The following is a 23,365-nucleotide window of genomic DNA, read 5'->3' on the forward strand; positions in this document are numbered from 1 at the left end:
TCGTTCATTTCAATTATTTAGTTCGACACTTTAGACTCTTCAATTTTCTCACGAAGAACCATTTGTAAGATACCACCGTGACGGTAGTAGTCAATTTCAACTTCACTATCGAAACGAGCTACTACTTCAAATTGTTTTTCGTTGCCATCTGCATCAGTTGCAACTACTTTTACAAGATCGCGTGGTCTAACTGTTTTGTCAATTTGAATTTCAAATGACTCGTTACCAACAAGACCTAATGTTTCAGCGCTTTCGCCATCTTTAAATTGAAGTGGTAACACACCCATTAACACTAAGTTACTGCGGTGAATACGTTCGAAGCTTTCTGCGATTACTGCTTTAATACCTAATAAGTTTGTACCTTTCGCAGCCCAGTCACGAGAACTTCCCATACCGTAATCTTTACCAGCAACAACTAGAAGGCCTGTGCCCTCTTCTTTATATTTCATAGCAGCATCATAGATAGATGTCACTTCACCAGTTGGCCAATGTGTTGTATATCCGCCTTCTGTTCCTGGTGCGATTTGGTTTTTAATACGGATGTTCGCAAATGTACCACGCATCATAACTTCATGGTTACCACGACGAGAACCGTAAGAATTGAATTCAACTGGTTGTACGCCGTTTTCTAATAAGTAACGTCCAGCTGGCGTGTGCTTACCGATTGAGCCTGCTGGTGAAATGTGGTCTGTCGTTACAGAATCACCAAATTTACCAACTATGCGTAAGCCTGATAACGTTTCAACTTCACCTGGCTCTTTTGATAAACCTTCAAAGAATGGTGGGTTTTGAATATAAGTTGAATCATTATCCCAAGTATATAGAGCTTCATTTGAAGTTTGGATTTCGTTCCAACGCTCATTGCTGTTAAATACTTGTGCATATTCTTTCTTGAACAGTTCAGATGTAACAACACTTTGAACTACATCTTCAATTTCTTTAGCTGATGGCCAAATATCGTTGAAGTATACAGCATTGCCATTTGCATCTTTACCGATTTCATCATTTTTCAGGTCAATATCAACAGTACCTGCAAGTGCATATGCCACAACAAGTGGTGGTGATGCTAAGTAGTTTGCTTTTACAAGCGGGTGAATACGACCTTCGAAGTTACGGTTACCAGATAAAACAGATGTTACTAATAAATCATTTGCTGCGATTGCTTCTTCTAATTCCTCTGCTAATGGACCAGAGTTACCGATACAAGTCGTACAGCCGTAACCAACTGTTTGGAAACCTAATTGATCTAAATATGTTGTTAAACCTGATTTATCTAAGTACTCAGTAACAACTTTAGATCCTGGTGCTAATGATGTTTTTACGTACTCAGGTACTACAAGTCCTTTTTCAATTGCTTTCTTCGCAACTAGACCTGCCCCAATTAATACGTATGGGTTTGATGTATTTGTACAGCTTGTAATTGCAGCGATTGCAATTGCACCTGTTTTCATCGTTACTTCTTTATCTTCTAATGTAACTTTCACTTCTTTATCGAACTCTTGCTCATTAAATCCAAGTCCTTGTGTTCCAACTGGTGCTACAACAGCTTTGTGGAACGCATCTTTCATATCTGAAAGTGGAATTAAATCTTGTGGGCGTTTCGGTCCAGAAAGGTTAGATTCAATTGTATTTAAATCAATTTCAACAAGATCAGTGTAAATTGGATCTTTGCTGTCCGCTGTATAGAATAAGCCGTTCGCTTTACAGTATTCTTCCACAACGCGAATTTGCTCTTCATCTCTACCTGTTAAACGTAAGTATTCTAATGAAATATCGTCGATTGGGAAGAATCCACAAGTTGCGCCATATTCTGGTGCCATGTTTGAAATTGTTGCACGGTCAGCTAAAGGCATGCTCTTTAGTCCATTACCGAAGAACTCAACGAATTTACCAACTACACCTTTTTGACGTAATACTTGTGTTACTTTTAATGCAACGTCTGTTGCTGTAGTACCACTTGGAAGTGTACCAGTTAATTTCACACCGATTACTTCAGGTACTGGGAAGTATGAAGGCTGTCCAAGCATTCCTGCTTCTGCTTCAATACCACCAACGCCCCATCCAAGAACGCCGATACCGTTAATCATTGTTGTATGTGAGTCTGTTCCAACTAATGAATCTGGGTATGCAACTAAGTCACCTTCAGCATTTTTCACAGCATGAACAACTGGTGCTAAATATTCAAGGTTTACTTGGTGTACAATACCTGTAGCTGGTGGAACTGCACGGTAGTTATCAAATGATTTTTGTGCCCAGCTTAAAAATTTATAACGTTCTTCATTACGTTTAAACTCTAAGTCCATGTTGAATGCAAGCGCGTCTGCCGTACCCGCTCTATCAACCTGTACAGAGTGGTCAATTACAAGGTCTACAGTAATTTCTGGATTAATTTTATCAGGATCCCCGCCCATATCTGCCATTGCTTTACGAAGCGAAGCCAAATCAACAACAGCCGGTACACCAGTGAAATCTTGTAAAATTACACGAGATGGTTTAAATGGAACATCGATATCTTGCACATCTTTCGTTCCCCATTTCGCTAAATTTGTAACATGCTCTTCTGTAATTACACGTCCGTCTACTTGACGAAGTACTGATTCAAGTAAAACTTTCACGGAATATGGTAATTGAGATACGTTGCCAACCCCTGCGTTTTCAAGCGCTTTCAAATCATAATAATGATACGTTTTTCCATCTAATTCAAAAGTTGCACGTGATTGAAATGGATTATGTTTGACCATTATGTTTCCCCCCTGTTAAACGTGACTAAGTTGTCTGAATATAAAATGTAGACAAACTTTTCAATACCTTACGATAATATCTTATTACAACTTTCTAAATAAGTAAATAATAAGAAACTTATAGATTATCATAAGTTTTCTTTATGTTTCTAAATTTGAATAATGTTCATGCTCCTTATGAATACTATTACCATAAAGTAAAGTGCTCTATTAGCGCTTTGCTTACAGTTCATACATACTATGAACTGCTTATCATTCAACACACAAAAAAATGTTATAGAGGTGAAATAAAATGGGTAAAAGAAAAGCAAATCATACTATTTCAGGAATGAATGCGGCATCTGCACAAGGACAAGATGCTGGTTTCAATGAAGAATTTGCAAACGAGCCTTTAACTCCAGCAGAGCGACAAAATAATAAGAAACGTAAAAAGAACCAGTAACGAAAAATCCCAAAAGGTCCATTTTCCTTTTGGGATTTTTTCTAATGTTTATAACGTAGTAATTCTGAAACCGTTACAAATCGATAGCCTTGTTTTTTCAACTCAGGTAAAATTTTTGCTAACGCTGCTACTGTTTGACTACGATCATTTCCTCCATCATGTAACAATACAATATCTCCACTTTTAGCATTTTTCACTACATGATTTACAATGGATTCAACCCCTGGATTTGCCCAATCACGCGGGTCTTGATGCCACGACCATAGAACCGTTTGATAACCCGCTTCTTTCGCGGTTTTAAATACAGCATCGTTAATATATCCGCCAGGTGGACGGAATAGCAAAGGTTCTTTCACCCATTTTTTAAAATATTTCTTCCCATCTAAAATATCATTTTCTAATTTTTCGTCTGATGAATTACTCGCATACAAATGATTCATCGTATGGTTTCCAATTTCATGTCCCTCTTTTAACACTTGTTTCACTAAATATGGATTACGCTGCACTCGAAATCCAATCATAAAAAATGTCGCTTCTGCTTTATATTGACGTAATAAATGTAAAACTTGTGGTGTATAAGTTGGATCTGGTCCATCATCAAATGTAATGGCAATAATCTTTTCATTATTAGGTACTTCCCACGTTACATAGCCCGTTGGTTCTAGCTCTTTTCTGAGCAACATTTTCGCTTCCACTTTTTCAACTTGAAATATATGTACTGCGCATAATAAACAAAAAACGAATAAAAAAACCTTCTTTTTTAGCATAACGTTCGTCAAAGTAATAAGGTTGTCGAATACACAACAACCTCATTTACTTTTCTAATTGATCTACATTTCGCATAATGTTTTGGAGATTATTTTCGTATTGCTCAAGTTGTGGGCGTTGTGTTTCTGAAGCTACCTCTAATGCATTTTGAATTTGTTCATACGCTTCCTGAACCTCTTGGCGTAACTCTTTTAAATCATGACCGTAGTTTGGATCATTTTTCACAATGTTATTAAATGCGTTTTCTGCTTGTGTAACCCCTTGCTGCGCTGCTTGAAAAGCTTGTTGTTTATCTTTATGATATGGCATTATATAATCCCCTTTCCATAATAGTTAGTCCCATTTATCTTTACCTTTTTTTCTAAAAACATTCTCGTATAAATTTGCAAACTTCTCTCATTCTAAAGAGAAAGAGGAGGTGTCACATACAATGGGAAAAAACAATCGTGAAGCAAAAGAAAAAAAGGGACAACCTGAACCATTAAGCGGATCTCATAAAGTAAAAAACCGTAACCATTCACGCCAAAAAAATCATGCACATCATGATATGTAAAACAAAAGGCTCACACTAGCTACCTTTGCCACATACAATGTTTATATTTTTCCATTTATTCTTCACCCCTACTTCATTCATGCATAACATAGTATGAATTGAGATTTTACGGAGGGTGTCTTACATGGGCAAGAAAAAGAAGGATTGTCTTTTTCATGTTGATGGTTTCGAAGAATGGATGGATCAATTTTGTTCTGATTCTTGTAGTAACTTTAGTTTCCCAAATCAAATTCATATTGACCTTTGCGAAACTGAACAAGAATACATTTTGGAAACAGATGTACCAAATGTATCCGAACAAAATGTAGTTATTAAAAAGATGGAGACAGGCCTAAATATTTGCATACTTCATAATAATAGTTCTTTACAGCGGATCATTCCTTTACCCGCTACTATTATTTATAAGAAGATGCTAGCCTGCTTAGAGAATGGATATTTAGCCATTCATATTTCGAAAAATGAAGTTGCTAATAAACATGAAGAAAAAGTTCTTTTTCAAATTGAGAAGTAAAATAAAGTAAAACTTTAATCAATGGAAGTTTTACTGCCCGCAAATAGCGGGATAAATACAAAAATAAGCCCCAGCCGTCTGCTGGGGCTTATTTCATTTCGCATGTAATTCTAAATTACAATTTTTATCATCTCTTTTTTTCAATAAACCTTTTGTAACTAAAAGTACAGGAAATGCTACAGTTGAAAATATAGCTAGCGCTGAAAAGACAATAAATCCATTTTGGTACCCGTAGTAATCGAGAAGTACTCCCCCAATCCATGGACCAATTACTGCTCCAATTCCTGAAAATCCCATTGCTCCAAAATATGTGCCTTTTAAATGTGAAACAGCTATACCATCTATAAATACATCCGTCATTGAAAACATGAGAACTTCTCCAATGGTAAAAATAATTGTGCAAATGGCAGCACCTAGTATAGATTCTACCATTCCAAATCCAAACAATCCTCCGCTCACAAATAAAGTTCCAACCATAATGGATACTAGCGGTGTATACTTTTTACACATTTGAATAACAGGGTATTGAATTACGACTACAACAATCGCATTTAAAGCTAACATATATGAAAATAATTTCACTCCATCCTGAAATATATGTGCATTTGCAAAATATTGAGATACTGTTGTCGTTAAGTGAGAAAAACCACAATTACTCAAAATAATACCGACTAATGCAACTAAAAATACGACATCCTTTCGCAAAATCCGAATTGCATTTAACATTGTGACAGGTTTTTCTGTATTTACTTTCTTTTTTTCAATTGGATACTTCTTAAATTGGAACGCTAAAATAGCTGTATATAGAATGTATACTCCAGCTGCTACTAAAAACGGAATTGTTGATTTTGCGCTTCCAATTTGTAATCCGACAAGTGGGCCAATTGCTACTCCAACATTGATTGCACCGTAACGCAAATTATATACGAGTAAACGATACTCTGGTTTCGTTAAATCTGATAATAATGCTCTTGACGTCGGTTCAAAAAAGGACCTACATAATCCATTCAAAGCATTTAATAAAAAGAAACTTAAAACATGATCTGCAAGTGAAAAACCTATGAATACAAACACCCAAACGATCATGGACCATATTATAATCATATTTCGGCCAATCCGATCCGATAAATTCCCTCCGATAAAACTAGCAAATACTCCAACAAGTGCACTCGTTCCGATAATAGCACCCGTCATTCCAGCTGATACGCCTTTCACAGTCGTTAAATAAATTGCTAAAAAAGGAATGCTCATTGACGTGGCAAACCTCGCAAATAAAGTCCCTATTATAATTGTCATTCCTAACGGATGAATATTTTGCAACTTCCCCTTCATCTAAAAAACCTACTCTCCCTGTTCTTACATAAAAAAAGAAAGCAAAGGTTCTGCTTTCTTTTCCCTTTTTATACTTGAGCTGTTGATACTCGAGTTGTTCTCGTTATATCCATATCTATGCCGTATGTAAACTGTAATTCTTTACAAACATCTTTAATTAAAATTACGACATTGTATTTCTCATTAAATTGTAAAACGATACTTTCTACTTCTTCATATGTATACTTATATTCCCCTGTAATGACACTTTTTAGATCAAAGCATTCATTTATACAAAGTTGCACAAGTAGCTGGTCATATTTCTCTATTACATCTTCTTTCTTCCACAGTACCTCTTTTACGTATAACCGATCGAACTTCACACTTTCTCGATTACAGTCCGTTAAAATCCGGGTCATTTCATTTAATTCTCGATACAATTCAGAAATATTTTTGCTTAAACTAAGTAGTTTATCTACGCCGTTTTCATATAACATATTCATTCCACCCCCGCATTTTCTTTTCCTTATTATAGCAAGAAAATTCTAAAAATAGTTTCTTTCTTCTGAAATATTAGGAAACTAATTTCAATTGCTTTACAATGAAACTATTGAACACGAAAGGGGAAAGAAAATTGAAGCAAAAATTATATTACACTGACACTTATAAGAAAGACTTTACTACTAAAATTATAAAGCAAGATTATGATAAAGACGGTAACTTATACGTTGTTTTAAACGAAACGGCATTTTATCCGACAGGTGGCGGGCAGCCCCATGATACTGGAACTTTAAATGGCATTGCAGTAATCGATGTTGAAGAAGTCGATGAAGAAATCCGCCACTTCATTACAGAACAATTACATACAAAAGAAGTTGAAGGTAAAATCAATTGGGAGCGCCGTTTTGATCATATGCAGCAACATGCAGCTCAGCACATTTTATCCGCTGCTTTTTGGGACTATTTTAACATACCTACAATTGGATTCCATCTTGGTAAAGAGACGGTAACAATTGATTTAGAAACAGAAAATCTGCATGCAGAAACAGTTGAAAAAGCAGTACAAATTGCAAACAAAATTGTTTTTGAAAACCATCCAATCCGCATCCAGTGGATGAACTTAAAAGAAGCGAAAACATTGCCGCTTCGTAAAGAACCGACTTTAACAGAAAATATACGTGTTGTTATAATTGAAAACTTCGACTACAACGGCTGTGGCGGAACACATCCGAAATATACAGGTGAAGTAGGTCCTATTCAAGTATTAGGATGGGAGCGTAATAAAGGTGGCATACGATTAACGTTTATCGCTGGTTGGCGCACACTTAAATTAATGGGGCAACAGCAACAAATTATAAAAGGTGTTTCTAAACAATTAAACAGTAGCGAGAATGATATTCCAGAAAAAGTAGCACAACTTCTCACTTCTCAAAAAGAAAACGAAAAAAAAATACAAACAATGAATGAAAAAGTATTATATGCAGAAGCAAACGAACTACTGCAACAGCCTTCAGAAATACATGCTGGCATACTTATTTCTAAAGTATTTACAAATCGTTCTATGCAAGAAATCGCAAAACTTTCTGCTATTATTACAGAACAACAAGAGCATGCCATTACATATTTCGTTATTGAAAATGAGGACAAATTACAATGTATTCTTGCTTGCGGAAAGACAGTCACACTTGATATGAACTCACTTTTAAAAGAAGCTCTTCCTGCTATTGAAGGAAAAGGTGGCGGAAATAAAAAGAGTGCGCGCGGCGGCGGAAAAGCGGTTATGACCGGAGAAGAGTTTTTAAACCAACTTGTTTCTTCTTTACAGTCAGCTGTGTAAAACATGTTTATAAAGGATAGCTAACAGCTATCCTTCAACTATATTTACAAACCAATATTTCGTTTCAATCCTTGATAAGTCCCTGCATTTGCAAACCCTTCATTTACCAGTTTTATAAAAGTTTCCGAAAAACCATAATGACTTAATTCGTTAATCGGTACCATTTGCACATCATGAATCGGATTATGATCGAACTCGTTAGAAGGTAGCGTAATTTCACCTTCAATCTTTTCAAGCAGAAATGTAATATGTAATAAAGATGGACTAGCATCTGGTTTATCACAAACATAGAGTAGCTTCTTAATTTTAACTTCTAATCCTGTTTCTTCTCTCATTTCTCGAATCATCGCTTCTTCTAACATTTCACCATTCTCTACCGATACGATAAACTTAACTAAATCTATACAATTTAATCAAATTTACACAAGTTAGTGCTTCATCGTGTTCTCGCAACCCCGAAGGGACGAGGGGTATAACACTCCACACGAGGCAGTATCGTTACCTCACATTATCAAGCTTTTATTTTACCCATCTTGATAAATTTATCGAAGCATTTACATCTCTATCGTGATGGCTATTGCACCCAACACAGTCCCATTCACGAATCTTTAAACTCCACTGTCCTTCTGGTTGAACTGAATGGTCGTATTTTACTCCGCAACATGAACAAATCTTGCTTGAGGCGAACCATTTATCAGCTTTTACATACGCAATGCCATACTTCTCGCACTTGTATGATAAACATTGAAAGAAGAAGTTTAATTTTTGAAATGAAAATGCTTTCGATAGTTTTTTGTTTTTTAACAGGTTTGAGATAGGTAAGTCTTCCACAACAATCCTCATTGGTTTGGTTTTCACCAACTTAGCTGTTGCTTGATGGATATGATTATTTCGGATATTAATAATTTTCCTAGATAACCGCAGGTGCTCAGCTTTAGCTTTTTCATATCCGGCAGACTGAATTTTTACACCTTTTTTAAATCTCCTAGACATATCTCTTTGTGCTAACTTTTTCCTTTTCAAAAGTTTTTTAACCTTGGCATCTTTGTTTATATTTCGTTCTTTCATACCATTAGAAGCTACAAAAAGCTCTTTTAAACCAACATCCACACCAATCGACTCATTGGTTAGTTCTTGGGATGCAAAATCCTCTTGAAACCCTACACTAATCCACCAGTGACGCCCATCAAATGTAACTCTTGGATTAGATGGTTTTTTGTTTCTTGGTAGTTGTTGGCTTGTTTTCACTTCTCCAATGGACTGAATATGAACTACTTTTTTTCCTATAATCAGTCTTTCATAATTGGCATAAAATCCTTGGATTAAATCTTTTTTGGATTTATAAGAAGTGTGAGAACCATTTTTGTACTTTTTGAACGAATTTTTTCTCGCCGTATCAAAATCTTTTGAAGCCTGTTTGGGAACTTGTGCATTGATGTCTTTTAACCACTCATATTTCTTTCGCTTCTTGATCTTTGTAAATCGTTTCTGTAAAGCTAACTGTGAAATAGATTTTCCAAATAGCTTATAGTATCTATCACTCATTCTTTTACAATAGTTATAAGCAAATCTTGCAGCACCGGCATGGTTTCTAAGCACTTTTTCTTGTTCAGGGGTTGGAATCAGTCTGACTTTCTTCGCCAATATCATCAGAATTTAACTCCTTTACTGTGCAATTATTCGGGCACTCACCTTTCAGATAATGAAAGGTTTGTTCTTCTGAATAGTAGCGTGTTCCACCAGCATTCTCTTAAGACTACTAGGATACAAACCTGTTAATTCCGATACTTGACTAACTCGTGAAAATTTCATTATTATTCCTACCTTATTGAATCTACAATAGCACATACGTTCGATAGATTCAATGAGGTTTGATAGATTTAATTAACTTTAGTTATAATTGATTAAATAAATCGTAACAGTTAGTTACCCTTCCTCCAGGTAAAGACCAATTGCGATTAGCAACCTTTTGCTTTACTAACAAAATCTTTTCATCTTCAATTAAAATTCCCGTAACACGAACTTGCATTACATTTTCCATATGCAATCTCCTCTTCCCGTTATATTTACAAATTAATCCTTCCATAAAAAGAACGTATGTTTTATAATTAAAGAAAATTATGGAAGAAAGAAGTTGTTACATTCATGCGTCCAACTTTAACAAAATTTATATCACTTGAAGATTTCCAAAACTATTATTGGTTAAAAGCAGAACTGCAAACATTTTGTCGTGAGCATGGTTTGCCGGCTAGTGGCTCTAAGGTTGAAATAACAGAGCGTATCTCACATTATTTACATACTGGTAAAATATTAAAAAACAGCTCTGGTCAAAAGGCGAGTAAAACTTCTCTCTCTTATAAAGACCTTTCCCCTCAAACGATTATTACTAACAATCACCGCTGTAGCGAAGATGTTCGTGCTTTTTTCAAAGAAAAAATCGGAGCAAACTTCCGCTTTACAGTAGCTCTTCAAAAGTTTTTTAAAGAGAATGTTGGAAAAACATATGAAGACGCGATAACGTTTTGGTATGAAGAAAACGAACGAAAAAAAGATCCTACTTATAAAACAACTATCAGCGCGCAGTTTGAATACAATCGTTTCACTCGCGACTTTTTCGAAGACCCAAATAACAAAGGGAAATCAAAAGCTGATGCGATTACTGCTTGGAATGAAATAAAAGCGAAGCCTGGTAGCAACGCTTATATTCCTCAAAGAGTAGAAAACTAGTAGCACTACTATCAAGGCCTAAATCTAAAAAACTTTAAAAGATAATTAAATATTGAATAGAAATTAGTTGTTATTCAAGTATGTAATCACCGATATTAAGCATTTATCTCTTAGTTTGAATTTATATTTACATAAATAGGCAATTGAGAAATAGATCCCAATTGCCTATTCAATTATTTAACTATCTCTTTTTCTTTCAGGAATAAAACTAGAAAGGAAAATGGCAACAACTAATGCCAGACTGAAGTTTTCAGTAGTATCAACCTCTAAACCATTTTTCCATTGATATATAAAGGATATCAATAATAAAAGTATTGCAATTCCACCCGTATATCTTACTACTTTTCGCTTAGTTCCCGTTTCGTTGCTTTTCATATGTATCCCTCTTTCTTATTTATTAAGTAAAGTATGCTGCATTGTATCTTCAGTGCCATCAATTTTTTTGTTCATCTCATTTGCATTTGCTTAAATACTGTCTTTTTCATCCATTCTTTTTGTGATGTATGTTTCCGCTATGAGTGTTTATAAACATAATATGGCAATACTTCACGTTCATTTGAAAGGATTTTAAAATATTGATTATAACCTTTACTCTAATTCAAATGATAATTTATATTGTCTATCATATTTGTAGATCATTTTTTCTCTTGCATCAGAATAACTCCCTCCTTGCTGTTTGAGTTTCTGTACTTAAAATATACATGTTCATTTATGTTAATAACAATTAGTAAAATTCCATTAAAATTTTAGCGAAATATCAATTGTTTTAAACTTGATATTTTACCTTTTTGAAAATTTCAGAAGGATTTACTCCCCTAACTAGATATTTGACGAAAGTAATGTACTTGAATGGGAGCGTTATAAACATAGTAGTTTTACTGGTGTTAATTCCCTATTAGATCAATACATAAAAAAACCCACTTAGGCGTAGCTTAAGTGGGGAGTTGACTAGATATTTTCAAGTACTTTGCTGACATTTTATAAGCGCGATTATCATAAAAATAGTTTCCTAGTTCAGTAGCGAGTTCACGAACTAGAGGATATTGCTTTTTTTCTAGACCCCTTTCAATAGCTTTTTGCATATTTTTCTCATATCCATGATTATCGCCCCTTAATTTGGATATTTTCCCCTTAAGTCCATATATTTCAACATATGCGTGTGGCATATCAGAAATTGCTAACATTTCTAATGCATCATCCATCAGTTTATTAACAATTTTCCAGTCTTTAGATTCTATATAAATTTCTATTAAGTTTCTTACTGCGTATATTTTTTGAGCTTGATCTGGATAAAGATTGCTAGTCTGTAAACTTTTTTCATAACATTTAATAGAATTGGTGTAATCTTTTAATCCTTGATATATTTTCCCATAATTATATGCAATTAAAGGTAAATACATAGGATTATCGCTAACCTCTGCTTTAATTTCTGCTTGTTTTAAAGATTCAAGAGCTTTCTCTGATAGATTATCTTTTTGATATTGTAATGCAATAATTATAAGAATGTTTATTACTTGATTTTCTACATTTAATTTTTCATACAATCTGTAGGCTTTTTTAGCATACAAACGACTAATCGTTTGATCTTTATAAAGACTTTGATTTGTTAGACTTAGATTATAATATATATCAGCGTGTAGCCTAGTTTCATCTAAACCAAGTAAACTCTCTGTCTGCATATAAATTTCATTCGCAGTCATATAGTCTTGTTTATTAGAAAAATAATGACCTCGAGCCATTAAATAATATATAAAGTCTTGAGTATATGGGGAGGCTACTTGATTTGGAATTACTTGCAAAGCCTCATTTACAATCGTTGCTACATGTAATAAGTTATTATTTCGAGAATGATAGTATATTAAAACACCATAGGCCTTTAATAATAAGAGAATAGAGTCTGTATCGCGAACATACAACTCTAAAGATGATAAGTCTTTAGAGCTTATAATATTATCATTTTTATACCTATTACATATTTCAAGAATCTTAGCTTCAATATCCTCATAATCTACACCTACAAGAAAGTTGTAATCAATATCTAGATTTTTAGCGATTTTTTTTAAAACAGAATTTGAAGGTTTAATTTGTCCATTTTCAATTCTACTTAAATAAGTTATAGAACATATCCCTGATACTACTTCCCCTTGCGTGAATTCTTTATGCATACGTATTTGTCGAATCCGTTCGCCAATGTTCATATTCTCATTCCTTTCTTCAAATAAACTGGTTTAATTATTTTAGAGCAATATAATAAGAATAACGCCTATATTACCTATCATAATATATGTATAGTTTTATGTTCAGAGAGAGAAATGTTATTAATACTTATCTGGATGCATATGAAATTTTTATGCTCAATTTACTAATATCAGCTTTTCCATCTTCCACCCATCTTCCACCCATATTACTACATTATACCAATTTTCTGAGGCTCAGGCTTACAAATTTAACCTCAGGTAACTCAAAAATATAGAATGATAGTTGTTTGTTTTTTGGTTACTAAAAGAGGATATTCACTCATATATAGAACTAATTATCCCCTATTAATCATAGTACAGTTAATACCTCACTAGTCTTCTACTTTCTCAAATAATAGCGCAAGCCCTATTCCACCACCAATTCCTAACGTCGCAATTCCATATTTCATATGCTCTCTTTTCGCTTGATAAAACAAACGTGTCACAAGCATAGCTCCAGATGCACCGTACGGATGACCAAGCACAATCGCTCCACCATTGACATTCAATTTTTCATATGGAATTTGTAACTCCTTTGCACAAGCAACAACTTTTGAAGCGAACGCTTCATTTATTTCAAAATAATCGATGTCCTCTACTTTCATATTCATTTCATTTAATAATTTGTTCACCGCAAATATCGGACCAGTCCCCGGAAGATTTGGATTCACTCCAACTACAGCACTACGAACGAAACGAAGTACAGGCTTGTATCCTAATTTTCGGGCTTGCCCCTCTTCCATTACAAGAACGGCACATGCTCCATCATTTACACCGCACGAATTACCTGCCGTTACTGTACCATTTTGTAAAAATGCGGGCTTAGTTCTTTTAATCATTCTTTCATACTTCATTTCTCGTTTTATAGCTTCGTCAAAAGATCCATTAATAGAAAGTATTTCATCTTGTAAATATCCATTTTCTAATGCTTGCAGTGTCCGTTTATAACTAAGACAAGCGTATTCATCTTGCATTTCTCGCGTTATATTATAACGCTCTGCAACATATTCAGCTGCTACTCCCATATTAGGATCACCAATTGTTTCTGGTGAAAATCGCGCTCTATTTTGAAAAGGGGATGTACTTGTACTCTCTACTCCTCCTGCAATATAACAAGTCCCTGCCCCGCCTTGAATGAAATGACATGCGGTGCGAATCGCTTCCAATCCAGCACCACATTGCCGATCAATCGTTACACCAGGAATATGATAGCCAATTCCCACCGCTAAAGCAGATAATCTTGCAACATTCCCTCCCGGCCCAACAACATTCCCTAATATAACATCGTCTATCTCTCTCTCAATTCCTTTACTTAAAAACGTAAGAAGCGGCGCTGCTAATTGCTGAACTTCATAATCTTTAAACATCCCATTCTTCTTACCAATGGGCGTCCTTTTCGCTTCTACAATAACCGCTCTATTCATATATCTTCTCCCAGTTTTTAATCATATTTTTTGCTGCAATACGAGCAATTTTCCCGCTATTTGTATAAGGTATTTCATCTACAAAATGCCATTCTTTCGGTATTTTAAACGAGGATAATCGTTGTAAGCAAAAACTTTTTAATTGCTGTTTCGTAGCACTACCTTTTACGATGGCGACAGGTTTTTCACCCCAATAACTATCTTGCACACCAACTACAACTATTTCATCAACGGCTGGATGTTTATGTAATACACTTTCTATTTCTTCTGGGAAAATATTAATTCCTCCAAATAAAATCATATTCTTCTCTCTACCGACAATATAAATAAAGCCTTCTTCATCTTCATAACCTACATCTCGTACTGTCATCCAGCCATCTTCAGTCAACTCTGGAACTAAAACCTTATCCAATATGTATCCCATAAAAAACTGATTACTATTCACATAAACAGTTCCAATCTCGCCTTTCTGCACTTCTTCTCCTTCTTCATTACATATTCGAACTTGCACATTGTGACAAGGTTTTCCTACTGAATTTGGCCTTCTATCGCTCTCTTCATCAACTAATGCTGTTACAAAACTTAGTTCCGATGCACCGTAAAATTCATATTTTCGTGCATAAGGAAATATACTCTTTATTTTTTCTTTCGCTTCAGCTTCCCATTTCGCTCCTGACGAAATAATTTTCATTTCATTTTCTATTACTCTGTTTTCTTTATATAAAGATTCTAGCATTGTCGGAACTGTATACATGACCGAGATATGTTCCATTTCTAACCTATCCAACACTTGATTTGGAATAAACTTTCTCATAACGTGCACCGTTTGCCCTACATATAATGCACTTATTGCGCCATATAAGAAAAGAGAATGAACGAGCGTCCCAGCTATTAAAATTGAATCTTCTTTTTTCATATGAAAGTCCTGTATATTGCAATCAAAACTATGAACCCACGATTGTTGTGCACGTAAAAATGCTTTTGCCTTCCCAGTCGATCCTGATGTAAACCCCATATAAAACGGAGCATCTTGTACATTTTCTACAGAGTAATATGTAGGCAGGTAGTTCTCTATCATACGTTTCCACTCATCAATTTCTATTAATCTTGCTTCTTCATCCGGTAGATCATTTACCTTATATCGCTCTGTCACAATCATATCTGGATTACTGATTGCAATTCTTTCTTTAAGCTCATCCTGTTTCCACTTTATATCTAATGGCACACAAACCCATCCAGCCATAACAGCACCAGCAAATAGTTGTAAAAATTCGATACTATTTTCTAATACAATTGCTATCGTTTTATTCTTCGATTCTTTTTCATTCAACCAGTTTGCTACTTTACATACTGACTCAAACCATTCTTTATATGTTAAAACTCGATCATTTTCCTTTATCGCTATTTTATTTGATTGTAAAGAGGCATGCTTTTTATATTCTTTTGTAATTCCCATTTGAGACGTCCTTCCTTTACAAAATAATAAAAAGAAACACGCATTGAACGTGTTTCTTCTCTTTCTTATCCCACATTTGTATATTTCCCACTCTTTAGAGCAGGCGTAATAATATGTTTCAATGAACGATGTAATTTCGTTACAAGAATCGCTGCTATAATCGCTTTTATGCAATCACCTGGTAAAAATACGACACTTACTTTCATCGTCTGCCATATAGAAATATCCATTACGAAAGCTTGTACAATAATACCAAATACATAAACTACGAAAATACCACCAATTATATTAATACATAATACCTTTATTATAGAAACTTCACGTAAACGCTCAATTAAATAACCGATGACAAACGCTCCAACGATATAACCAAGTAAATATCCTGCACTTGGTCCAACAAATACCCCTGGGCCACCGCGTCCACCAGCAAGTAATGGTGCTCCTACTCCTACAATAAGTAAGAAAATAAGCTGACTTAATGCTCCAAGACGTGATCCTAACAACCCACCAGCAAGCATAACACCAAGTGATTGTAATGTAATTGGAACTGGTGTAATAGAAAGAGCAATTGGAGGTATTAACCCTAAAACTCCCATAATAGAACTAAATAAAGCGACGAAAACTAAGTTTTTTGTATTCATATTTGCTTCTCCTATTTGTAAACTTAAAATATTTTTTAGGTAACATATTATAGGAGTTATATTATCTTTCTATTCAGCTTTTGTCAACTTGTTTTCTTTATTAGTTTACAAATGTGAATTCAATTATTTCTCTTTATGCAAATGCTCAAGTTCTTTCCGAAGCGCCTGTTTTAAAAACTTCCCAACAGATGTTTTCGGTATTTCTTCCATAAATATAATATCGTCTGGTAGCCACCACTTCGCAAACTGTGGTTTTAAAAACTCATATATTTCTTCTTTTGTTACTGTACTATTTTTCTTTTGAACAACGCAGGCAACTGGTCGCTCTTGCCACTGCGGATGAGGAACCGCAACGACAGCTGCTTCAAATATAGCATCATGTGCCATTAAAGCATTTTCAAGGTCAACTGAAGAAATCCATTCGCCTCCGCTTTTAATAACATCTTTCGTACGGTCAACGATTTTCACACAGCCTTCCTCATCAACCGTAACGACATCTCCTGTATACAACCAACCATCACGAAAACCTTCGACAGTACGATCATCGTTATAATAGCTTTCAGCGATCCATGGTGCTCGTAAACATAGTTCTCCCATCTCCGTACCATCCCACTTCACTTCACCATTTGTACCGACTACTTTCATCTCTACACCAGGAACAAGATACCCTTGTTTTGATCGAATTTCTAATTGCTCTTCATACGATAATTCTGTTTCATAACTTTTTAAACGTGCAAGTGTTACGAGTGGGCTTGTTTCAGTCATACCATATGCATGGATGAACGGAACATTGTGTTTCTGTTCAAACGCTTTAATAACGCTCTTCGGAGCAGCTGCACCACCGCATAGTATTCTCGTCATACTAGATAAATCGTAACTATTATTTTCTAACTCTTGTAATACACCGAGCCAAATTGTCGGTACACCGGCCGCTAACGTCACTTTTTCTGATTGAATCATTTCTAATAAAATTTTTGGCGTAAACATCGGTCCTGGAAGAACTTGTTTTGTTCCAAACCAAGTAGCAGCGAAAGGTAGTCCCCAAGCGTTCACATGGAACATCGGTACAATCGCCATCGCCGCATCACTTTCCGATAAAGCAGCTGTATCCGCTAAACCGAGTGCCATACAATGCAAAACAGTACTACGATGCGTATATACAACACCTTTTGGATTTCCTGTAGTCGCTGACGTATAACACATACCAGCAGGTGTATTTTCATCAATATCTTTAACAAATTGGAAAGTTGGATCGCCTTCTTCTAATAGCTTTTCATAATGATATACAGGCTCCAGTGAAGTTTCTGGGAGTTCATCTTTATCAGTCATAATAATGTAGGCTTGTACAGTTGATAATTCAGATTGAATTTTTTCAACGAGCGGTACGAGATCTTCATCAATAAGTAGAATTCGATCTTCTGCATGCTGAATAATGTATGAAATATGTTGAGGAGATAAACGAATATTAATTGTGTGTAAAACGGAAGCAATACCAGGAATAGCAAAATACGCTTCCACATGTCGATGATGATTCCACGCTAATGTTCCTATACGCTCGCCTTCTTTAATTCCTAATTTTTTTAACGCACTGGAAAGCCTTCTCGTCCTTTCACCTAACTGCTTATACGTTAACGTCGTAATTGTATCATGTGTCCGTGAAACAATTTCTTTCTTTGAAAACAGTTTTTCTGCTCTTTCCATCATAGAACTAATTGTTAGCGGTACATTCATCATCATATTGGTTACATCCTCCTTTAAAGCGTTTTCATTTTTCATTTATTATAACAGACTTCCACAAATGATTACGAAATTTTTCTGTATTTTCTGAATTATTCCTCTGGAAATAATTCAGAACGATAAAAAAACATGTTTTGAATACGTTGATTCGAAACATGTTTTTTATTTTTTATAAACTATCTACCTTTTTCCTTACTTTCTTTTTCATTTTAAAAATAAAACGATTACTGTATTCCTTATTTTCTACTAAAATTCGATACATCTCCCACACTCCTACAACACGAACAAAAAGATAGACTCCAATTGCAATAAGTACAACACAGTACGGATAATACTGCACTAATTCTCCTGAAGTGATATGTTTTTCCTCAAACAAAAACGGTATTGTGCCTGCGGCTATAAAGCAAAATCCAACAATCATCACTGCAGCATACTTCTTCTTAATAATCGCATATCTTTTTGTCAATTCTTTTAGAAAGTTTTGATCAAATAGTAGTTCTTCTTTTTTCAATACATTGTATCGACTCTCTTCTATTGTTGCAGGTACCATCATTGCTCCAATTCCAAGGACAGCAATGATAATGATAAGGAATGTCGACATTGTTGTATTTTCTTTAAATAATAAATACGGTATTGTAGACAAAATAAGCAAACTAAATCCTAACGCTATATATTTTGAAATCTTTTGCCCGTACACTATATACCCTTCTGCCATTTCCTGACTTACATAATAGCCATCCACATTTTCTTTACTTTGCTCTGCAGTTTCTTTTAATAAATAGTCGAGTGATACTTCAAAAACATTTCCAATCATTATTAACTTTTCAGTTTCTGGAAAACCTTGACCGTTTTCCCATTTACTAACCGCTTGCCTTGTTGTGTTTAATTTTTCAGCTAATGCTTCTTGAGAAAGGCCCTTTTCCTTTCTTAATTTAAAAAGCTTTTCACCAAATCCCATATGTGTGTCCCCCTTTGTTTTCTTACCTAAATTGTATGTAAACATTGCCCTTATCTCTATCTTCCTGCGGTTGCACTTTGTCAACTTACGGTTGCGATTGTGTTAAATAGCGGTTTTGTATACGATTTAGCTAGTTTTCTTTTATGATTATGGTGTGAATAAAAACACTCCATCCCAATAACCAATTATAACAATTAAAGGTAATTTTTGCTATAAAAATACAAAAACCCCCTTATTCATTTAAAGGAGTTTTCGATATGAAATATTCCAAGAAGAACTAATTTTCCTTCTCATATTAATTCACAATTTCTTCTATACATTTTTGTATGTTGTGCAACTATTAATAAGCATCCCACACAGTATATGTTGTCATCTCTTTATATAAGGCATATTCATATATATGTAAAATATTACTCCTATTAACTTCCTTAATAAAAACACTTTTCAATAATCATAACGGCTTCTGCTTAAACTTTTCATAATGTCGTACTTTTAATAAAAGGATATTCCCGCAATCTGTACAAATATAAGCATCTACTGGTGAAGATGTGAACATCGTCTCCTTTTTCCGTATTTGTGCATATCCGACAAACTCACCTTCCCCTATGTTTTGAGAACCACAATTAGAGCATGTCTGCACGTCTTTCTGTTTCATGAGAGCACCACCTTTAATCTGTTTTCACTCCCTTCGACAATCCACTTCCATTTCCCTTCCAAAAAACCTCTTATTCTCTTACCTTTCAACAGGAATCTCAAAACAAACATCGTATATGTACTATGAAATATATTAATTAACGGAGGAATTTTATGAGTACAATTATGACGCTCAATACAGCACAAGAAATAGAAAACGCAGAAATACATATGCTTTCTTCTAGATTTGTGCTACTACAAGCAACAAGTGGAAACCCAATGCAAATACAAATGAAAAAATTCGGGAACGCCACTGCCTTTTCATCAAAAATAATTGCTGGTCCTGCTTTTAATACCGTAAAAGGTACTACATTTACAAATACAGATGAGATAGATGAAATCATCTCTTATTATCAATCGCTACAAATCCCTTGTCGTTTTGAAATTACACCCGCTCAAGGTACAGCTGAATTATTTCAATACTTATCGCAAAAAGATTTTTACCAATCTGGCTTCCATACCGCTTTATATAGTATACCGAGAGAGGATCCATCCGTGCTTCCTTCTAACATTTGAGTACGCCAACTGAAAGAAAGTGAATTTCATATTTTTGCAGACATATATGTACGTGGATTTAATATGCCATCCTTTACAAAAGATGGCGTCCGTCAAAATAACGAAATTCTCTACAATAAACCCGGCTGGCATTTTTTCATAGCCGAAGTTCAAAACACTCCTGCTAGTATAGGCGTTCTCTATATAAATAACGGTGTTGCTTCATTAGCTGCATCTGCTACTTTACCAGAATTTCAACGTAAAGGCTGTCATACTGCATTAATTCAAAAACGAATTGAAACAGCTATTGAATCCAATTGTAAGTTAATAATTGGGCAAGCAAAGTTCGGTAGCGGCAGTCAAAATAATATGGAACGTGCCCATATGAAAATTGCTTATACAAAATCAATATGGACTGCAAAGGACATGTAATTTACATTCTTTCTCCTTCCATTACAATCTTATACATTCTATAACAATTCCTTTTCTATCCTATTAATCATTTGAATATTCAAACTGAATTTGTTACGCTGTTACTAGATACATCATTCAACTTGCAATATGAAAAGAAAATTCTAATCAAACTACAAGGAGGAGAAGTGTATGACTAAGCATGATCATGGTTTAAAAGAAAAAGTAGAAGGTGCCATTGATAAAGTAAAAGGCGAAGTAAAAGAAGTTGTCGGAAAAGTAACTGATAATAAGAAATTACAAGCTGAAGGAAAATGGGATAAAGTGAAAGGCACTGCTAAAGATACTGTAGGTAATGTAAAAGAGAAAGTTCATGAATATAAAGAGCATAGAGAGAATAAATAAAAAAGAACCAGGATGTATGGTTGGGCAAGTAGTAAGTTACTATAGTTTATATTTGTCCATAAAATTATTTTAAAACGATAAAAAGATGCCTTCAGGCATCTTTTTGTCTATAAACAACTATTTTACATCTTACTTTGTGAAATTTGGTTTTAAGTCACCTGTATACGGTTCATGCTCAACAAAGATTTTTATATCTTTTCCATTCGCATCTTTCCCGATTCTTGTATACGTAAATTTCTCTTTATTTAACTCTGTAAGTTCAAGGACCGCACCATATTTATTATTTCCTAACGAAGCGTGAGCCCTTATTTTATTACCATGTACAACATCAAAGAAACCATAATCTCCACGGCTTTCTCCTGTATTCACATTGAAAAACTCATATTTATTTGTATGGTTATCGTATTTTGCTAGACTGATTAAGTTTGAGTTGTATTTTGTTACATTATTACCCTGTTCGTCTAATACCACCGTTCCGTTCCATAGTGTACTAGATAAAATTTCATCTCCATCAACTTCTGTAACTATTTTTCCCGTCGAACTTTCTAAGTTTTTATCAGGTCGCGTGAAAGAAAGTTCTTTTTCATGGTAAGGAACATGTTCAACAAACACTTCTACATCGTTCCCTTTTGCATCTTTCCCCATTCTTTTATATGTAAATTTCTCCTTATCTAATTGCGTTAATTCAACAACTGCCTGATAATTTTGCGTTTCAGAAATTAACACTCTTTTCTTTCCATCATTCGTTATAAAAAAGGTGCCGCTATCATTACGACTCTCTCCTGTATTTGCATTAAAAAATTCATACCTTGCAGTTTTAGCATCATATTTTGCAAGCCCAATGAAATTTTGATTTTCTTTTGTTACATCATTATGATCTTTGTCATAGACTTTTGTCCCTTGCCAATTTGTTTCACCAAGTATACTAGTTAGTAGCTGCCCTTTCGTTTGTTCAGTTTTTTTCGTTTCTTGTATTGCTTTGTATAAAAATTGTGCGTACTGTTCACGTGTCACATCCATACTTGGAGCAAACTTCCCTTCTCCTACTCCTTTTGCAATATTATTTGTTTGAACAGCACTAATTGCATTTCTTGCCCATGAGTTCGTTGAAACATCATTAAAAGTATGATCACTCTTTGCCTTTAAATGAAAAGCATTTGTAAGAACCTGTGCCATTTCTGCGCGTGTTAAGGATGCCTTCGGTCTAAAGTTTCCATGCTCATCACCCGTAAAAACACCCATTTCTGTTAAAGATAAAATTTCCTTTATATAGCTTGTTGAATTTTCACTTACGTCACCGTATGGGTTTTGATAATTTTTATTTTCTTCCATATTAAAATAACGATACATTAAAGCTGCAACCTGTTCGCGTGTTACGTTATCTCCAAAACCAAATCTTCCATCATCATAGCCAAAAATGATTTTCTCACCTGTTAATTGATGAATTGCCTCATATGCCCAGTGCCCCTTTGGAACATCTTTGAATACATCAGTATGACTCGTTTGAGGTGTAACCTGTTCTGCTTTCACCTCTCCATTCATTTCACTTAATAGGCTTCCGCCTATAACTGCTGATATAATACATGTTTTTAAAATTGTTTTATTCATAGCTCCCCAATACCTTCCTTCATTTAACAAAGAATTACACCACTTATCTTCCAAAAGAAAATTCTATGTGAGCAATTCATGTTTTAAATTTTTATTACAGCGAATTGGATACAAATTTTCAATTCCCCTTATTACACCTCCAAAGTTCTTTTTCGTAGTACCCATAGCTGTTATATATAGGAATTATAAATAGCAACTATAAATTGCCCATAAACAAATTATTAAAAAAAGATAAAATTAAGATAATATATTTTTAATCTCAATCTAAAAAAACGTTATTCTTTCTCATCTAGCTTGTTAAGAAAGAATAACGTTTTTTAAATTCTAGGATCCCTTTTGGTAAAAAAGAAAAGGTTTATTTTGTATGGTCAAAAACAATTTCACGGCCCTTTCCAAATAAAACATCGGAA

At 34.5% G+C, this 23,365-nt stretch carries 21 protein-coding genes and 4 pseudogenes; 7 read left to right on the forward strand and 18 right to left on the reverse strand.

Annotation, left to right across the window (positions count from 1 at the left end; genetic code table 11):
* Positions 1-17 precede the first annotated feature (17 nt).
* Positions 18-2,741 (reverse strand): aconitate hydratase AcnA, encoded by a 2,724-nt coding sequence (acnA, locus tag ACHZK0_RS17295; protein ID WP_395760746.1) that lies wholly within the window; start codon positions 2,739-2,741, stop codon positions 18-20.
* A gap of 292 nt (positions 2,742-3,033) precedes the next feature.
* Here acnA and sspO point away from each other — a divergent pair, with 292 nt between their 5' ends.
* On the forward strand, positions 3,034-3,183 hold the full coding sequence (sspO, locus tag ACHZK0_RS17300) for a small acid-soluble spore protein O (protein ID WP_262741308.1): 150 nt from the start codon (positions 3,034-3,036) through the stop codon (positions 3,181-3,183).
* Between the two features lie 41 nt (positions 3,184-3,224).
* On the opposite strand, the gene pdaB is transcribed toward sspO, so the two are convergent.
* Both pdaB and ACHZK0_RS17310 read right to left on the reverse strand, forming a co-directional pair.
* Positions 3,225-3,950, reverse strand: a complete 726-nt coding sequence (gene pdaB, locus ACHZK0_RS17305) for a polysaccharide deacetylase family sporulation protein PdaB (protein WP_262741309.1) — start codon at positions 3,948-3,950, stop codon at positions 3,225-3,227.
* A gap of 46 nt (positions 3,951-3,996) precedes the next feature.
* Entirely contained in the window at positions 3,997-4,260 is a 264-nt protein-coding gene (locus tag ACHZK0_RS17310; RefSeq protein WP_001146295.1) for a hypothetical protein, read from the reverse strand.
* 121 nt (positions 4,261-4,381) lie between these two features.
* Between ACHZK0_RS17310 and ACHZK0_RS17315 the strand changes: the two genes are divergently transcribed.
* Both ACHZK0_RS17315 and ACHZK0_RS17320 read left to right on the forward strand, forming a co-directional pair.
* Positions 4,382-4,504 (forward strand): small acid-soluble spore protein P, encoded by a 123-nt coding sequence (locus tag ACHZK0_RS17315; RefSeq protein ID WP_000517650.1) that lies wholly within the window; start codon positions 4,382-4,384, stop codon positions 4,502-4,504.
* Positions 4,505-4,628: 124 nt separating this feature from the next.
* A complete protein-coding gene (locus ACHZK0_RS17320) occupies positions 4,629-5,015 on the forward strand; it encodes an Hsp20/alpha crystallin family protein (RefSeq protein ID WP_000516737.1) in 387 nt (128 codons plus the stop codon).
* Between the two features lie 93 nt (positions 5,016-5,108).
* Here the strand turns inward: ACHZK0_RS17320 and ACHZK0_RS17325 are convergent, their stop codons facing one another.
* Together ACHZK0_RS17325 and ACHZK0_RS17330 are read right to left on the reverse strand one after the other, a co-directional pair.
* Positions 5,109-6,347 (reverse strand): MDR family MFS transporter, encoded by a 1,239-nt coding sequence (locus ACHZK0_RS17325; RefSeq protein ID WP_270343944.1) that lies wholly within the window; start codon positions 6,345-6,347, stop codon positions 5,109-5,111.
* 68 nt (positions 6,348-6,415) lie between these two features.
* Positions 6,416-6,823, reverse strand: a complete 408-nt coding sequence (locus ACHZK0_RS17330; RefSeq protein WP_061678575.1) for a hypothetical protein — start codon at positions 6,821-6,823, stop codon at positions 6,416-6,418.
* Positions 6,824-6,960: 137 nt separating this feature from the next.
* Here ACHZK0_RS17330 and ACHZK0_RS17335 point away from each other — a divergent pair, with 137 nt between their 5' ends.
* Positions 6,961-8,163: an alanyl-tRNA editing protein gene (locus ACHZK0_RS17335; RefSeq protein ID WP_395760747.1), complete on the forward strand. Its 1,203-nt coding sequence runs from the start codon at positions 6,961-6,963 to the stop codon at positions 8,161-8,163.
* Positions 8,164-8,207: 44 nt separating this feature from the next.
* Here the strand turns inward: ACHZK0_RS17335 and ACHZK0_RS17340 are convergent.
* The 3 genes and pseudogenes from ACHZK0_RS17340 to ACHZK0_RS17350 all read right to left on the reverse strand — a co-directional run.
* Positions 8,208-8,537: pseudogene (locus tag ACHZK0_RS17340) on the reverse strand (NUDIX domain-containing protein); the annotation flags it as partial.
* A gap of 145 nt (positions 8,538-8,682) precedes the next feature.
* Positions 8,683-9,813: an RNA-guided endonuclease InsQ/TnpB family protein gene (locus ACHZK0_RS17345; protein WP_395760748.1), complete on the reverse strand. Its 1,131-nt coding sequence runs from the start codon at positions 9,811-9,813 to the stop codon at positions 8,683-8,685.
* 271 nt (positions 9,814-10,084) lie between these two features.
* Positions 10,085-10,204, reverse strand: a pseudogene (locus ACHZK0_RS17350) (NUDIX domain-containing protein); the annotation flags it as partial.
* Between the two features lie 104 nt (positions 10,205-10,308).
* On the opposite strand from ACHZK0_RS17350, the gene ACHZK0_RS17355 reads away from it, so the two are divergent.
* The gene (locus ACHZK0_RS17355) at positions 10,309-10,890 is read left to right on the forward strand and encodes an SAP domain-containing protein (RefSeq protein ID WP_262741314.1); all 582 of its coding nucleotides are present in this window, start codon (positions 10,309-10,311) and stop codon (positions 10,888-10,890) included.
* A 177-nt stretch (positions 10,891-11,067) separates the two neighbouring features.
* Here ACHZK0_RS17355 and ACHZK0_RS17360 read toward each other — a convergent pair whose 3' ends face one another.
* The 9 genes and pseudogenes from ACHZK0_RS17360 to ACHZK0_RS17400 form a co-directional block, all read right to left on the reverse strand.
* A complete protein-coding gene (locus tag ACHZK0_RS17360) occupies positions 11,068-11,265 on the reverse strand; it encodes a hypothetical protein (protein ID WP_000840055.1) in 198 nt (65 codons plus the stop codon).
* Between the two features lie 557 nt (positions 11,266-11,822).
* Positions 11,823-13,088 (reverse strand): helix-turn-helix domain-containing protein, encoded by a 1,266-nt coding sequence (locus ACHZK0_RS17365; protein ID WP_262741315.1) that lies wholly within the window; start codon positions 13,086-13,088, stop codon positions 11,823-11,825.
* Between the two features lie 371 nt (positions 13,089-13,459).
* Entirely contained in the window at positions 13,460-14,551 is a 1,092-nt protein-coding gene (locus ACHZK0_RS17370) for an acetyl-CoA C-acyltransferase (RefSeq protein ID WP_395760749.1), read from the reverse strand.
* Positions 14,544-16,007 carry an acyl-CoA synthetase gene (locus tag ACHZK0_RS17375; protein WP_395760750.1) on the reverse strand — a complete coding sequence of 488 codons (1,464 nt, stop codon included), beginning with the start codon at positions 16,005-16,007 and terminating at the stop codon, positions 14,544-14,546. Before ACHZK0_RS17375 ends, ACHZK0_RS17370 begins: the two co-directional genes overlap by 8 nt.
* Positions 16,008-16,072: 65 nt before the next feature.
* Positions 16,073-16,648: a biotin transporter BioY gene (locus ACHZK0_RS17380; protein WP_262741318.1), complete on the reverse strand. Its 576-nt coding sequence runs from the start codon at positions 16,646-16,648 to the stop codon at positions 16,073-16,075.
* 123 nt (positions 16,649-16,771) lie between these two features.
* Entirely contained in the window at positions 16,772-18,385 is a 1,614-nt protein-coding gene (locus ACHZK0_RS17385) for a long-chain fatty acid--CoA ligase (RefSeq protein WP_262741319.1), read from the reverse strand.
* Between the two features lie 169 nt (positions 18,386-18,554).
* Positions 18,555-19,343 carry a helix-turn-helix domain-containing protein gene (locus tag ACHZK0_RS17390; RefSeq protein ID WP_262741320.1) on the reverse strand — a complete coding sequence of 263 codons (789 nt, stop codon included), beginning with the start codon at positions 19,341-19,343 and terminating at the stop codon, positions 18,555-18,557.
* A 343-nt stretch (positions 19,344-19,686) separates the two neighbouring features.
* Positions 19,687-19,791 (reverse strand): annotated as a pseudogene (locus ACHZK0_RS17395) (N-acetyltransferase); the annotation flags it as partial.
* A 3-nt stretch (positions 19,792-19,794) separates the two neighbouring features.
* Positions 19,795-19,998: a hypothetical protein gene (locus ACHZK0_RS17400; RefSeq protein ID WP_000810209.1), complete on the reverse strand. Its 204-nt coding sequence runs from the start codon at positions 19,996-19,998 to the stop codon at positions 19,795-19,797.
* Between the two features lie 152 nt (positions 19,999-20,150).
* Between ACHZK0_RS17400 and ACHZK0_RS17405 the strand changes: the two are divergent.
* Together ACHZK0_RS17405 and ACHZK0_RS17410 are read left to right on the forward strand one after the other, a co-directional pair.
* A pseudogene (locus tag ACHZK0_RS17405) lies at positions 20,151-20,963 on the forward strand (GNAT family N-acetyltransferase).
* A gap of 171 nt (positions 20,964-21,134) precedes the next feature.
* Positions 21,135-21,347 (forward strand): CsbD family protein, encoded by a 213-nt coding sequence (locus ACHZK0_RS17410; protein ID WP_061678565.1) that lies wholly within the window; start codon positions 21,135-21,137, stop codon positions 21,345-21,347.
* A gap of 129 nt (positions 21,348-21,476) precedes the next feature.
* On the opposite strand, the gene ACHZK0_RS17415 is transcribed toward ACHZK0_RS17410, so the two are convergent.
* Positions 21,477-22,955, reverse strand: a complete 1,479-nt coding sequence (locus ACHZK0_RS17415; protein WP_262741322.1) for a DUF4822 domain-containing protein — start codon at positions 22,953-22,955, stop codon at positions 21,477-21,479.
* Between the last annotated feature and the right edge of the window lie 410 nt (positions 22,956-23,365).

The sequence above is a fragment of the Bacillus sp. 3G2 genome, assembly GCF_044324725.1.
GTDB lineage: Bacteria > Bacillota > Bacilli > Bacillales > Bacillaceae_G > Bacillus_A > Bacillus_A mobilis.